Below are 12968 nucleotides of genomic sequence, written 5' to 3' on the forward strand. Positions count from 1 at the left end.
GGATTGCGGGGATGGATGCCATCATTGCGCAATGCCAGGCATAGGAAAAGTCGAATATCATGACGATTGAATTCAGATTTCCTGACCGCCATGCGTGAAATCAATCTTGACCGCCTGCGCACCCTGGTCGCCATCGCCGACCTGGGCTCGTTCGCCGAGGCCGCCCGCGCGCTGCACCTGGCGCCGCCCACCGTCAGCCTGCACGTGGCCGACCTGGAAACCCGCATCGGCGCGCCGCTGCTCACGCGCACCCGCGGCCAGGTGCGGCCCACGCCCATCGGCGACACCCTGCTGGAACGCGCCCGCCGCCTGCTGGCCGACGCCGACCAGGCGCTCGACGACGTGCAGCGGCAGGTGCAGGGCCTGGGCGGCCGGGTGCGGCTGGGCGCGTCCACCGGCGCCATCGCCCATCTGCTGCCGCGCGCGCTGGAAACCCTGGGGCGCGAACATCCCGGCATCGACGTGCAGGTGGCGGTCCTGACCTCGCAGGAAACGCTGCAGCAATTGCGCGACGGCACGCTCGACGTGGGCCTGGTGGCGCTGCCGCAGCCGCCCGTGCCCGGCCTGGTGCTGCGCCCGTGGCGGCGCGATCCCATCATGGCCTTCCTGCCCGCCGCCTGGGACGCGCCGGCGCGCGTCACGCCCGCGTGGCTCGGCGAACGGCCGCTGATCCTGAACGACGCCAGCACCCGGCTGTCGCGCCAGACCGGCGAATGGTTCGCCGGCGCCGGCCTGAACCCGCGCCCGCGCATCCAGCTGAACTACAACGACGCCATCAAGAGCCTGGTGGCGGCCGGATACGGCGCGACCCTGCTGCCGCACGAAGCCACCGCGCCGCAACCCGATCCGCGCATCGTCATGCGGCCCTTGCGTCCGGCACTGTGGCGGCCGCTGGGCATCGCGCATCGCGATGGCCAGGTCGAGCGCGCCACGCAGCACGTGCTCGATGCGTTGTGGCTGTTGCGCGCGACCGGCGGGCACGCCTGATCCAGCCCGTCGGGAACGGCGTCGCGCGCCGGCCTTCGCGGCTCGCGCAATAGCCGCTGGCGGGCCAGGCGCATCAGGCTCCGGAAGATGGCGCCCGCCGCAGGAATGCCGCGCGCTCGCTCTCCTCGCGCAGGCGCCGGGCGCGGCTGCGGAACAGGTCCTTGCGGCCGACGATGCCCAGCACCCGGCCGGTGCCGCGCTCCAGGATCGGCACGCGGCCGGCGCCGGACAGCGCCATGCGGTCGGCAATCTGGCTGGCCAGTTCCTCGGGATAACCGTAGACCAGTTCGCGCCCTTGCAGCGCCTGCGCCAGGGTCTGCTCCTGCCGCGCCGGCTCCAGCGCCCAGGCCAGGCTGTCTGCGCGGGTCACCTCGCCCACCGCCACGCCCTCGGCATCGATGACGGGATAGCTCGTGTGCACCGGCTGCGCGATCGTGAAATGCGCGATCGCCTGCGCCACCGTCAAGGTGTCCGGCAGGGTCTGCACCGGCGTGGTCATGACCTGGCTGGCGCGCAGCAGGTCGAATGGATCGACCCGGTATTCGCGGCTGATGTGGTGGCCGCGGCGCGCGATTTTCTCGGTCAGGATGGAACGGCGCAGCAGCAATACCGTGACGCCGTAGGCGAACACGCAGGCGGCCAGCACCGGCAGCAACGCGCCCAGGTTGCCGGTCAGCTCGACCGCGAACAGCGTGGCCGTCAGCGGCGCGCGCATGGTGCCGCCCATCATCGCGGCCATGCCCACCAGCGCCCAGAAGCCCGGCGCCGCCTGCGGCAGCCACGGCGTGGCCAACGCGCCCAGGGCGCCGCCGAAGATCAGCAAGGGCGCCAGCACCCCGCCCGAGGTGCCCGAACCCAGCGCGATCGACCAGATCGCCACTTTCACCACCAGCAGCAGCAACACCGCCTGCAGCGCCAGGTCGCCGGCCAGCAGGTGGCGGATGTTGTCATAGCCCACGCCCAGCGCGGCCGGGTCGATCAGGCCGCCGATGCCGATGGCCAGGCCGCCCAGGGCCGGGCACCACATCCAGTGCAGCGGCAGTTTCTCGAACAGGTCCTCGGCCGCGTACACCAGCGACGTCAGCACGCCCGAGCCCAGCCCCGCCAACACCCCCACGGCGGCGCACGCCAGCAAGTGCCACGGCGTGAACGACATGGCGCCGGCGTAGCTGAAGACCGGCCCGGCATCCAGCACGAAGGCGCGCGCGGCGGCGGCCACCAGCGCGGCGGTGGCCACGGGCAGGAAGCTGCGCGGCTTCCATTCGAACAGCAGCAGCTCCACCGCCAGCAGCACCGCGGCCAGCGGCGTGGCGAAGATCGCCGTCATGCCCGCGGCCGCGCCCGCCACCAGCAGCGTCTTGCGCTCGCCATCATTCAAGTGGATGGTCTGCGCCAGCAGCGAGCCGATGGCGCCGCCGGTCATGATGATGGGCCCCTCGGCGCCGAACGGGCCGCCGGTGCCGATGGAAATGGCCGACGACACCGGCTTGAGCACCGCGACCTTGGGCGCGATGCGGCTCTTGCCTATCAGGATGGCTTCCATCGCCTCGGGAATGCCGTGGCCGCGGATCTTCTCGGATCCATAGCGGGCCATCAGGCCGATGATGAGGCAGCCGACGACGGGAATCAGCACCGACGCCGGCCCGAGCCGGCCGGTGGTGATGGGCAGGTCCGCGAACGAAAACAGGCCGTGGTAGGCCAGGTTGGTGCACAGCGCGATCAGGCGCAGCAGGGCCCAGGCGGCGGCCACGCTGGCCAGGCCGGTCGGCACGGCCAGCGCCATCAGCAGCACGACACGTTTGTCGGTGGTGAAGTCGCCCAGCCGCAAGGCGCGGGCGGAAGAAGAAACGGGAGGCATGATTCGAGGGGAAAGGGAAGAAAACGGCAAGCCGGGCGGGAGGGAGATTTGCGAAAGATCAAATATATCGTATCACGACATATATTAGAATCGGCCCGTGAAACGTTCCAAGCCCCCCGCCCTGCCCTCCGCCTCGGACTACGAACTGCTGGCCGATTTCCGCTACGCGCTGCGCAAGTTCGCCGCCTTCAGCGAAAACGCCGCCGCCGGCCTTGAACTGATGCCGCAGCAGCACCAGGCGCTGCTGGCCATCAAGGGCAGCCGCCCCGGCGCGCCCGGCCGACGCGGCCTGTACGTGGGCGAGATCGCCGAACGCCTGCTGGTGCGACCGCACACCGCCGCCGAACTAGTCAACCGGCTGGAGCGGCTCGACCTGGTCAGCCGCGAACCCGATGCCGCCGATGGCCGCCGCGTCGAAGTGGTGCTGACCGACAAGGCCGAGCGCATCCTGGCCAGCCTGTCGGCTTCCCACCTGGAAGAATTGCGCGCCATGCGCCCGCTGCTGACACGGCTGCTGGCGCGCATCGGCGACGATCCCGCCGACCGCTGATTCCCGCGTTTCTTATCACTTGCAGGCATAAGCTCATGCCGCCGCCCGGCGCGCCGCGTGATAAATTGTCGTCCCCCGATATATCTGGAACGGCGAGGAGAAGGTCTTGGGTGTGGCAATCAAGCGCTGGCTGGGTGCGTTCGCGCCAGCGCCGGTCGGCGTCAATACACGCGAGAAGCTCTATGGCGCGGTAGGCGCGCTGGTCGGGCTGTTCTGCACCGAATGGGTCGGACACCATGCGCTGGGCAGCGCCAATCCGTGGTTCATCGCACCCATGGGCGCTTCCGCCGTGCTGCTGTTCGCCGCGCCCGCCAGCCCGCTGGCCCAGCCCTGGTCGATCATGGCGGGCAATTTCGTCTCGGCCCTGATCGGCGTGTTCTGCGCCCAATCGATCGCCGACCCCGGCGTGGCCGCGGCTACCGCCGCCGCGTTGGCGATCGCCACCATGTTCTGGCTGCGCTGCCTGCACCCGCCCAGCGGCGCCGTGGCCCTGACCGCGGTGCTGGGCGGACCGCAGGTGGCGGCGCTGGGCTATGGTTTCGCGTTGTGGCCGGTGGCCTTGAATTCCGCCATCCTGCTCAGCATCGCCGTGGTCTTCAACGGCCTGCTCAAGCGCAACTACCCGCGCCGCCACGCCGAACCGGCCACCAATCACCAGACCCGCGATCCGGCGCCCAGCGCGCGGCTCGGTTTCTCGCGCGCCGATCTCGACCAGGCCCTGGCGCAGCGCGGCGAGCTGCTCGACATCAGCAAGGAAGACCTCGAGGAAATCGTGCTGGCGGCCGAGTTGCGCGCCAGCCGCCGCCGCTTTGGCGACGTGCGCTGCGCCGACATCATGTCGCGCGACGTGGTCTCGGTGCAGCAGCAGGATCCGCTGGACTACGCCGTGCGCCTGTTCGACAAGCACCGGCTGCAATGGCTGCCGGTGCTTGATTCCGCCGGCCACTACGCCGGCATGCTGGCCCAGGGCGACGTGCTGGCGCGCAAGAGCCGGCCGGCCCAGGTGGCCGCGGCCGGCGGCGCGCCCGCCGACCTGCTGGTGGCCGACTGCATGCGCTCGGAAGTGCCGTTCGCCCACCCCGACCTGCCCGCGATCGAACTGGCCCGCCCCATGTCCGACAGCCTGCACTGCGTGCCGGTGCTGGGCGAGGACCGCGTGCTGGTGGGCCTGGTGACCCAATCCGACCTGGTGGCCGCGCTGCACCAGATGGCGCTGTCGGCCGCTTCCCAGACCGCGCCCGACACCGACGACAGCGACCGCCTGGCCGCTTGAAGCGGCGGCGCCCGCCTCCGTAGCCCTACGGATTCCGGGGCGGGCCGCCCGCAGGGCATAATTCCAGCGTGAAGCCCCCCTTGCGCCACCGCGCCCTCCTCTACTGGCTGGTCCTGTTCTGCCTTGGCGCCCTCTGGATCGGCCGCCAGCACTACGTCGACCAGTACGACCGTTTTTTCCAGGACACCAGCGTGGCGCAACGCATGCTGAGCCAGAAGACCGTGCAGCACGAAGCCGTGCTGGCCACGCTGGCCGCGCTGTCGCATCCGCCCGCGCCCGAACGGCTGTTTCCCAGCCTGCGCCCGGCCATGCCGCAATTGCGCGCGCTCGGCTACCTGCCGGACGGCGCCTGGGCCGGCAGCGCCCCGGAGCCGCCCGGCCTGCGCGCCGCCGTGGAGCAGGCCCGCGGCCTGGGCCGCCCCGTCACGCTGCCGCTGGACGCCGCCCGCTACTGGCTGGTGTCGCCATCCAGCTGGAGCCTGCTGGTGGACGCGCGCGACCTGCTCGCCGCGGCCGACTTTCCCGCCGGCCTGGCCAACCTGACGCTTGCCATCGGCCCGCAGCCGCTGGCGCTGCTGCAACGCCAGCCCGAACCCGCCCCGTCCGGCTGGCCGCTGGCGCTGGCCAAACCGCTGGGCGCGGCCAGCCAGCCTTTCATGCTGCACAGCGCGCGCACGCTGACGCCGGCCACCTGGCCCTGGCTGCCGTGGCTGCTGTGGGCCCTGACCAGCGCGCTGCTGGTGGCGGGCGTGGCGGCCGGCCGACGCTCGCGCGCCGAGGCCAGACGCCAGCAGGAACAGGCGCGCGTGGCCGCGATGGCGCGCCTGAGTACCCTGGGCGAAATGGCGGCCGGCATCGCCCACGAGCTGAACCAGCCGCTGACCGCGATCCTGGCGCAGACGCGCGCCGCGCAACGCCTGCTGGACGACGACGAGGAACGCCCCACGGTGCGCCGCGCCTTGCTGGCCAGCGCCGAACAGGCCAAGCGCGCCGCCGACATCATCACTCGCATGCGCGCCCTGGTGCAGCCCAGCGCGCCGGGCCGGCGCGAAGCGCTGGACCCGGACGCGCTGGTGGCCTCGCTGCGTTTCCTGCGTGAACCCGAGCTGGCGCGCCAGGGCATCCAGCTGAGCTGGCGCAACGCCAGCCCCCAGGCCCGGCCGCTGGCCGACCGGGTGGCGCTGGAACAGATCCTGCACAACCTGGTGCAGAATGCCGCCGACGCGCTGGCCGGCGCCTCCGGCGCCCGCCACATCGCGCTCGAAGGCCGCACCGAGGGCGCCACCTACGTCTTCAGCGTCAGCGACAACGGCCCCGGCATCGCCGCCGACGCCTTGCCCCGGCTGTTCACGCCGTTTTACACCACCCGCGCCCAGGGCATGGGACTGGGCCTGGCGCTTTGCGAAACGCTGGCCGGCGCCATGGACGGCCGCCTCGCGGCGCGCAACCTGCAACCCGCGGGCGCCTGCTTCACCCTGGCGCTGCCGCTGGCCGGAGACGCCGCATGAACCTGTCCGCCCAATCGCCGCTGGTCTACCTGGTCGATGACGACGACGCCGTGCGCGACGCGCTGGCGCTGCTGCTGCGCACCGTCGGCCTGCGCAGCGAAAGCCATGCCGACCCGCAGCAATTCCTGGCGCAGCTGGCGCCGCAGGCCATCGGCTGCGTGGTGCTGGACATCCGCATGCCCGGCATCAGCGGGCTCGACGTGCTGGCGCGGCTGGCCGATACGTCCGACCTGCCGGTGGTGATGCTGACCGGCCACGCCAACGTCGACCTGTGCCGCCGCGCCTTCAAGGGTGGCGCCATGGAATTCCTGCAAAAGCCGGTGGACGACGACGTGTTCCTGGACGCCGTGCAGGCCGCCGTGCGCGGCCACATCGCCCGCCGCGAGCGGCTGGCCGTGACGCAGGCCGCCGCCGACCGCCTGGCGCGCCTGTCGACGCGCGAGCACGAAGTGCTCGAGCGCATCGTGCAGGGCATGAGCAACAAGGAAATCGCGCGCGAGTTCGACCTGTCGCCGCGTACCGTCGAAACCTATCGCGCCAACGTCTTCGCCAAGCTCGAAGCCGACTCGCTGGCGCAGCTGATCCGCCAGTACGCCACGCTGCTGGACTGAAGCCCGGCCCGCCGCCTCCGTAGCGCTACGGAGGCGCGTGGGTAATCGGGCGTATACCGCGCCGCCGCCCTTTTGGCCACACTGACTGCTCCTGATCCCCACACGAAAAAAGGACGCAGACCATGACCCGCCACCCGCTCGCCGCCCTGGTTGCCACGCTCGCCGTCAGCGGCGCCGCCCAAGCCGCCGTGCTCACCGAAAGCAATATCTCGACCGCCGACGCCCAGAAGCTGGCCAGCGCCGCCGTCGCCGCCTGCCAGGCCAAGGGCTACAACGTCAGCGCCTCGGTGGTCGACCGCGCCGGCCTGCTCAAGGCCTTCGTGCGCGCCGACAACGCCGGCCCGCACACCATCGAAGCCAGCCGCGCCAAGGCCTTCACCTCGGCCTCCGCCAAGGCGCCGACCCTGGCCATCATGGAAAACGCGCAGAAAAACCCCGGCGCCGCCAACCTGACCGACATCCCCGGCTACCTGCTGCTGGGCGGCGGCGTGCCCATCAAGGCCGGCAACAACGTCATCGGCGCCATCGGCGTGGCCGGCGCGCCGGGCGGCAACCTGGACGCGCAATGCGCGGAGGCGGTGCTGGAAGAGAACGCGGCGTTGTTCAAGTGAAACTTGCGGACCTGATCCCGATCGTCGGAGATCCGGTGATCGGGATCAGGTCCGCAATCAGCGTCGAAGATAATTTGGCTGCGGCCTGACCGGATGCACTTGTGCTTGAAACCCTACCATATCTCGACGGCTGTCCAATACGAATCGTGGATAAACGCATCGTCCGGCTTAGCGCCAGGCGGCACACCCATCTCCATCAGGTCGTCAACGAACTGGCCCGCGACATGGCCCTCCGGATCGGCGGACTCCTGCTTCCAGTCATCAAGCGTCTTCCACGCACCAAATGAGTCGATGACAGCTAGGTGATCGGGAGTACGTTGAACCTCAAATGCTTGGACGACGCCACGCATGTCCATGCTGCGGGGGAGAGGTGTACTGTGATCGTTGAGAATGGCGCAGACAAAATCGTAATCCTGGTCGCAACCATACAAACTCCAAAGGGCATCCAACGTACTTGGATTATCGAGAGGATCGCCATACACCGTGATCGGCGAAGACGGCGGCCCTTTCGGTCCAGTCCCATCATCGGGAAACGGAGGATCCACCAGCTCCGCGTAATAGGGACCGCCGTCGGCATCATTGGGCGGCGACTCCCCTACGGAGGGATCCATCGTCGGCGGCCATGGCAGTGCCGGCAAGGGATACGAGATCGACGGCCCAATGCCGTTGATCGAAGGCATGGGCGCCGTCACCAAGTCGACATCGTCTGACGGCGGCATCGATGTTCCCGCGGGTGATGGCATGGCAGGCACGTCGGGGAAAAGCGGCAAATCATCGAAATACATCCATGGCGAAAACACAGTCGACGGCCCGTTGAGTTCGACCGGTTCCTGCGTGCCGGATTGCATGAACACGGAGCCGTCATCCGCAATCGTGATCGTTCGCGCCGAGTCTTCGATGACCTTGCCATTGACGATGCTGGCAATGCCATGGGCCGCCTGATACTCGTCTTCGTAATAGGAAATTATCGCGCTGGCGCCCGCAGAACCGGTCGCGGTCAGCGTGAATCTCCTGAAGGGAATGTCTTCGATCGCGCCATCGTAGGCAACGCCCAGGATCTCTCCGGCGTTGACCGCCCCTGACATCATGGCTCCGAATTGATCCACATAGGAAAGTCCGCCGATTTTTTCGAAGAGGTCATCCAGCGAGTAAATCAGATCTTTCATGGCCGTCACGACCGCCTCGTAACCAAGCGCGGGGACATCGACGTGGAAGATCTTCTCGGCGAAAGCGAGCGCCATCAGCTTGCTGTAGATTTTCTCATCTTTGGTGAGCAAGGTTTCGTCGAGCGAGACAACTTTTCCGAGCAAATCAATATCCGCGGTGAGTTTCTGCATTGCCTCCAGGCCTGGCTTTCTCTCGGCTTTGAGATAGGCCAAGTCATGCTGCTTGCAAAGCCAATCCAATGGACTGTCGACCTCCAGCCCTCCTGCGGGACCTATACGCCGGAAAACAGGTTCGTTACCAAGCTCGGCCACACTCTTCGTTGTACCCCGTTCCCCCGCGGACCAATCCGGCCCGCACCATCGTCCGTATACCGGAAGCCAGCTGGTCGGATTCGAACTCGTATCTTGAAATCTAATACTGCCGTCATCGGATGCCATTGCGTTTCCTCTGTCTGGAAGGATCAATGCCCAGCACGACGTATCTCTTCGCGCGAGACAATGACCGGGATTTCTTCCGCTTCCCACGCTGAGGGAAGCGGAAGCGTGGACCATGTATCAGTTGCGATGTCGAGCATGGCCATGCCCCCTGTTCCGCCGCCCGGGCGTACAGGATGATCCCTATAGATCGACACGATGTGCTTTCCTGCCTGATCGCAAACCATTTCCCGAGGTTCGAACGATGGCCCGAGCTGCGATGGCCCGTCTTGCCAGGCTTGGCGCCGCCCGTCCGCGGAAATCCGGATGACGGTGAGTCCATAGCGCGGCGTCTGCCCCCAGAGGCAGAGATTTCCCGCGCGATCCATGGAAGGCATCCTGATATGTTCTATTCCGTCGAACACAACGGGGATCGGCACCACCTCATTCCCCCGACGCATCCGATAGATTGCGCTGCCCGCGTATATCTCGTGATAGCGTGAAAACAAGTCGGACGGACCAAAGGATTCGAGCAGGATTTCATCGTCCGAGATGTACTGCGCCTGGCCACCTTCCACAAATTTGAAGATGCCCGCGAACGGCTGTTCATGCATGCCGCGCCGGTCGAACTCCCAGATATCGAACTCCAGCAGCCGCACTCGCCGGCCCGGAGGAACCAGGCGCTCGCTGCGCCAGAATGCGATCCGCGACTCGTCGGGAGACATGAACGGCGACAACTTATTGCCCGGCGCAACCGGCACAACCTCGAAGGCGCTGCCGTCCGCGCGCATCAGTACGATTTGCAGGTCATGAAGCGAACGGCGCAGCTCGTCTTCGGTATCTCCATAGACGGGCATGCGCGACATCACAATGAAATTGCCTTTGGGCGAATAGCGCGCATAGGTATAGGAATAAGCGGGCGGCAGCGCGTAGCGATACAGCCGGCCAGAATCGAGTTGGTAACGCATGACGTCGCAACGGTTGTCGCCGCTTTGGGCGCATTCGACAAACAGCCAATCCACGCCGTTCGGATGCACACTCAGGGAGCGGATGTCCCTGCCCCCGTTCGGCGGCGAGAACGGCGTGCGCAGGGTCGGTGTGTCCGTCATCACGAGAGGTGCCTTTTTCTCGTGCGCGCCCAGGGAAGCCGAAGTCCAGAGCGACCACCACAGGGGCAGCACGCAGACCACCGTCGCGCCTGCCGCGAAAATCCACGCTCGATTTCGCTTCATCATCGTCTTCGCACAGGTCAGAAGCCCGCCAAAGCGGCGGAACAATCCTCGGCAACGTATCTCGATGCCCGCTACAACTCCAGACTCGAACGGCCACAATAGGAACAACTCCTATTAATAGCGCCTCGCGTGAGTTCGGGCGCCCGTCGACGACAACGGCGGCTTGACGGAGGTTGGTCCGCTTTAGCCGAATCGGCGCTTTCGTCACCTTGACGATCGATATACGTTGTTGGGCATCGTCCCGCTGTCCTGCGGGCGTCTGAAGGCAAGCGGACGCAATGATGAAACGAAATCGAGGGTGGGCCTTCGCCGCGGCTTTGACGGCGGCTTGCGTCTTGCCATTGTGGTGGTCTTTCCTCGCCTCACCGCCCTCGACTACCGAAGTGAAAGCGAGGGCCGCGGCCGAGGTGGCGACGCCCACCGCGCAGACGCGCTTCTCGCCGCCCAATGGCGGCCGTGAGATCCGTTCGCTGAGCATTCATCCGAATGGCAGCGACTGGTTGTTCGTCGAGTGCGTTGAGCGGATTCATCAGCGCTGTGACGTGATGCGTTACCAGTTGAAGACAGGCCGTTTGTATCGCTACGGATTGCCTGAAGGCTTTCGCTACACGTACGCGCACTATTCGCCGCAAGGACGCTACATCGTAATGTCTCGTCGGAAGATTCCCGGTGACTCCGAAGACGAAGAGCGCCGCTCGCTGGATGAATCTGAAATTGCGCTGATGCCCAGCGAAGGCGGTGTGCTGGCGATCATTCCGGCGGCGCGAGGAAACAAGTTATCCCCTTTCATGTCTCTGGACGAGACGAGGATCGCATTCTGGCGCAGTGCGCGCCTGTTGCCACCAGGTCGGCGCGTGCGCCTTCTGGAGTTCGATCTGTGGGAGTTTGACCTCTCGCGCGGCACGGAACGCCCTTTCTCGGGCTTGTTCAAGTTTGTCGAAGGGGGACAGGCGCAATACGTTTCGGACGACGAAATCCTCTTCCAGTCCTACGGCCCGTCCGGGCTCTTCACCGATTACCACGATCGCTATGGGCGTAGCGAGATTTATCGAATGAGACGTGGAGACGACAGGGTGCCGGTCCCATGTGCCTTTGATGGAATCTTGCATGCCGAACTGCCGTCGCAGGACCGGGCTGGCCATCTTTGCCTCCAGGGACAAACGCGTCGCCATGGATTGAGTGTGATCCGCCTGTCCTCGCAAGGCGTGCGGCAAGGGTGGCAGTTAATGCCTGGGAATTCAGGGTCGGTATTTGAGCCTCGCGAATTGCTATGCGCGCCCGGCGGCGACTATATCGCGGCGATCTACATGGATCAGCCCTCCACGCGGGGCAACAGGCTCGGAGGAATGGCTCTGCTGGATATCGCTACCACAACATGGTCCGCCATCCGCCTGCCCCCGTGGGCAGATGCGGAGATCATCCCCGTAGCAGCTTCATCTGCATTGGGCAATAGCGAAGTGAAACCGTAGTTCTTGACGATTGGAGTGAACGAAGATGGCTTCCGAATACGGCGACATCAGGCTGCTCAACCCGCATTGGGATGAGCTGGCCAGTCTTGTTCCTATATATGGCAACTGGTGCGGGCCCGATTGGTCGGCGGGGCAGCGCGGTGGAGAACTGAGTCGGGACGAGCTTGTTCGAGGAGCGGTGCTCAAACGCCCGGGAGTCGATGGAATCACGGAGGACAGCCCGCTGGATGCGATGTGCAAGGATCACGATCTGGCCTATTTTGATGCCAAAGGCCGGCCGGATGAAGCCATGCAAAAGCTCAAGGCCGACGTCGATCTTTTGACGAAGCTCTCTCAGCTGGAACAGGAAAGTCTGCCAGAGGTTGAGCGGACCTATAGCAAGTTCATGGTCTTCGCCTTCGCCGAAAAAATCTGGAATTTCGATCTTCCCGCCCTTGGCTACCAATTGGTGAAGAGCGCATTTGGCGAGCTGATGGCATCCATCGAAATGGGATTCGGAGGTATCGACCGCCTTATCTACACAGATCGGTTCGGGACGATCATGAGTGGTTCAAGTTATCACGGCAATGTGACGGGCCTTGATCGTGAGGGAAATGTCGAGTCCATGTCGTATGTGTTGTTCACTCTGACCCTCGCCGGAACCAACCGGCAGGGCGTGTCCGTTACTTACTACAAGGATGCTCATCCAGCGATCCACAGCATTACTTCTCTGCACGACGGGGCGGCCATTGCTGGGAGCGAAACGATAACTACAACCCTCGAAGATGGTTCAGTATTCGTGCAAGTTGGAGCATCCGTCCCAGTCACGATGCCACCCTGGGCTGCTGACGCTCTGCCGCCGTCCGAGTTTACGGACAAAATGCCTCCCGCTTCGGCCGATAGTATCGCGCCGTGGGTCGGAGATGATTGGCCAATATTTCCGGGGGATTTCGGCCTGGTGGATGGCCCTGATTTTCCGACAGAGGCGATGGATACGTGGGGCGACGCCTCCAGTCCCCACTATTTTGCCACGGTAGTAGAACCCGTGGGTCCAGGTGACTTGATGGGGTCGCCATCGCCGTCTATCGTGGTCGAGGGGGACCCCGTGGACGAGTGGACCAATGCAACATGGGATTCGTTCTATTGTGACAGACCGGGCTTGGACAAATATATGGCAGATTTTTGCGATAGCCTTCTCTGATACAAATCCCCTTGCGATCAAGATATCCGGCGAGCACGGGCAGTACAGTGTCATGGCGCAACTAAGCGATTGGCTTTCCGCAACCTGATATGGCGTCTGGGCATGCTTA

General features: G+C 65.7%; 11 protein-coding genes. 8 read left to right on the forward strand and 3 right to left on the reverse strand.

The features are described from left to right. Nucleotides 1-90: 90 nt before the first annotated feature. Nucleotides 91-987, forward strand: a complete 897-nt coding sequence (locus tag AC6CR5_RS05875) for a LysR family transcriptional regulator (RefSeq protein ID WP_054507622.1) — start codon at nt 91-93, stop codon at nt 985-987. Nucleotides 988-1060: 73 nt separating this feature from the next. On the opposite strand, the gene AC6CR5_RS05880 is transcribed toward AC6CR5_RS05875, so the two are convergent. Next, nucleotides 1061-2845 carry a chloride channel protein gene (locus AC6CR5_RS05880; RefSeq protein ID WP_054507485.1) on the reverse strand — a complete coding sequence of 595 codons (1785 nt, stop codon included), beginning with the start codon at nt 2843-2845 and terminating at the stop codon, nt 1061-1063. Between the two features lie 97 nt (nt 2846-2942). Here AC6CR5_RS05880 and AC6CR5_RS05885 point away from each other — a divergent pair, with 97 nt between their 5' ends. The 5 genes from AC6CR5_RS05885 to AC6CR5_RS05905 all read left to right on the forward strand — a co-directional run bounded on the left by AC6CR5_RS05885 (nt 2943) and on the right by AC6CR5_RS05905 (nt 7398). Then, entirely contained in the window at nt 2943-3395 is a 453-nt protein-coding gene (locus AC6CR5_RS05885; RefSeq protein WP_006385383.1) for a MarR family winged helix-turn-helix transcriptional regulator, read from the forward strand. A 106-nt stretch (nt 3396-3501) separates the two neighbouring features. After that, a complete protein-coding gene (locus AC6CR5_RS05890; RefSeq protein WP_020927788.1) occupies nt 3502-4668 on the forward strand; it encodes an HPP family protein in 1167 nt (388 codons plus the stop codon). A gap of 68 nt (nt 4669-4736) precedes the next feature. After that, complete coding sequence (locus tag AC6CR5_RS05895; RefSeq protein WP_498085333.1) at nt 4737-6176, forward strand: sensor histidine kinase; 1440 nt, start codon at nt 4737-4739, stop codon at nt 6174-6176. Continuing rightward, complete coding sequence (locus AC6CR5_RS05900) at nt 6173-6787, forward strand: response regulator transcription factor (RefSeq protein WP_006385379.1); 615 nt, start codon at nt 6173-6175, stop codon at nt 6785-6787. Before AC6CR5_RS05895 ends, AC6CR5_RS05900 begins: the two co-directional genes overlap by 4 nt. 122 nt (nt 6788-6909) lie before the next feature. Then, a complete protein-coding gene (locus tag AC6CR5_RS05905; RefSeq protein ID WP_047990838.1) occupies nt 6910-7398 on the forward strand; it encodes a GlcG/HbpS family heme-binding protein in 489 nt (162 codons plus the stop codon). Between the two features lie 113 nt (nt 7399-7511). Here the strand turns inward: AC6CR5_RS05905 and AC6CR5_RS05910 are convergent, their stop codons facing one another. Together AC6CR5_RS05910 and AC6CR5_RS05915 are read right to left on the reverse strand one after the other, a co-directional pair. Continuing rightward, nucleotides 7512-8735 carry a hypothetical protein gene (locus AC6CR5_RS05910; RefSeq protein WP_131727199.1) on the reverse strand — a complete coding sequence of 408 codons (1224 nt, stop codon included), beginning with the start codon at nt 8733-8735 and terminating at the stop codon, nt 7512-7514. Nucleotides 8736-9025: 290 nt separating this feature from the next. Continuing rightward, nucleotides 9026-10309 carry a TolB-like translocation protein gene (locus AC6CR5_RS05915; protein WP_498085334.1) on the reverse strand — a complete coding sequence of 428 codons (1284 nt, stop codon included), beginning with the start codon at nt 10307-10309 and terminating at the stop codon, nt 9026-9028. A 179-nt stretch (nt 10310-10488) separates the two neighbouring features. On the opposite strand from AC6CR5_RS05915, the gene AC6CR5_RS05920 reads away from it, so the two are divergent. Then, nucleotides 10489-11679, forward strand: coding sequence for a TolB-like translocation protein (locus AC6CR5_RS05920; protein WP_498085335.1), 1191 nt, complete (start codon nt 10489-10491; stop codon nt 11677-11679). Nucleotides 11680-11704: 25 nt separating this feature from the next. After that, nucleotides 11705-12859 (forward strand): hypothetical protein, encoded by a 1155-nt coding sequence (locus AC6CR5_RS05925; protein ID WP_045953158.1) that lies wholly within the window; start codon nt 11705-11707, stop codon nt 12857-12859. Nucleotides 12860-12968 lie beyond the last annotated feature (109 nt).

It is taken from the genome of Achromobacter sp. EG18 (assembly GCF_059759395.1).

Excerpts from the sequence above, each read along its gene's own strand:
- AC6CR5_RS05905 (WP_047990838.1), top strand. The coding sequence starts at position 6,910 with ATGACCCGCCACCCGCTCGCCGCCCTGGTTGCCACGCTCGCCGTCAGC.
- AC6CR5_RS05920 (WP_498085335.1), top strand. The coding sequence starts at position 10,489 with ATGATGAAACGAAATCGAGGGTGGGCCTTCGCCGCGGCTTTGACGGCG.
- AC6CR5_RS05900 (WP_006385379.1), top strand. The coding sequence starts at position 6,173 with ATGAACCTGTCCGCCCAATCGCCGCTGGTCTACCTGGTCGATGACGAC.
- AC6CR5_RS05880 (WP_054507485.1), bottom strand. The coding sequence starts at position 2,845 with ATGCCTCCCGTTTCTTCTTCCGCCCGCGCCTTGCGGCTGGGCGACTTC.
- AC6CR5_RS05875 (WP_054507622.1), top strand. The coding sequence starts at position 91 with ATGCGTGAAATCAATCTTGACCGCCTGCGCACCCTGGTCGCCATCGCC.
- AC6CR5_RS05910 (WP_131727199.1), bottom strand. The coding sequence starts at position 8,735 with ATGCAGAAACTCACCGCGGATATTGATTTGCTCGGAAAAGTTGTCTCG.
- AC6CR5_RS05925 (WP_045953158.1), top strand. The coding sequence starts at position 11,705 with ATGGCTTCCGAATACGGCGACATCAGGCTGCTCAACCCGCATTGGGAT.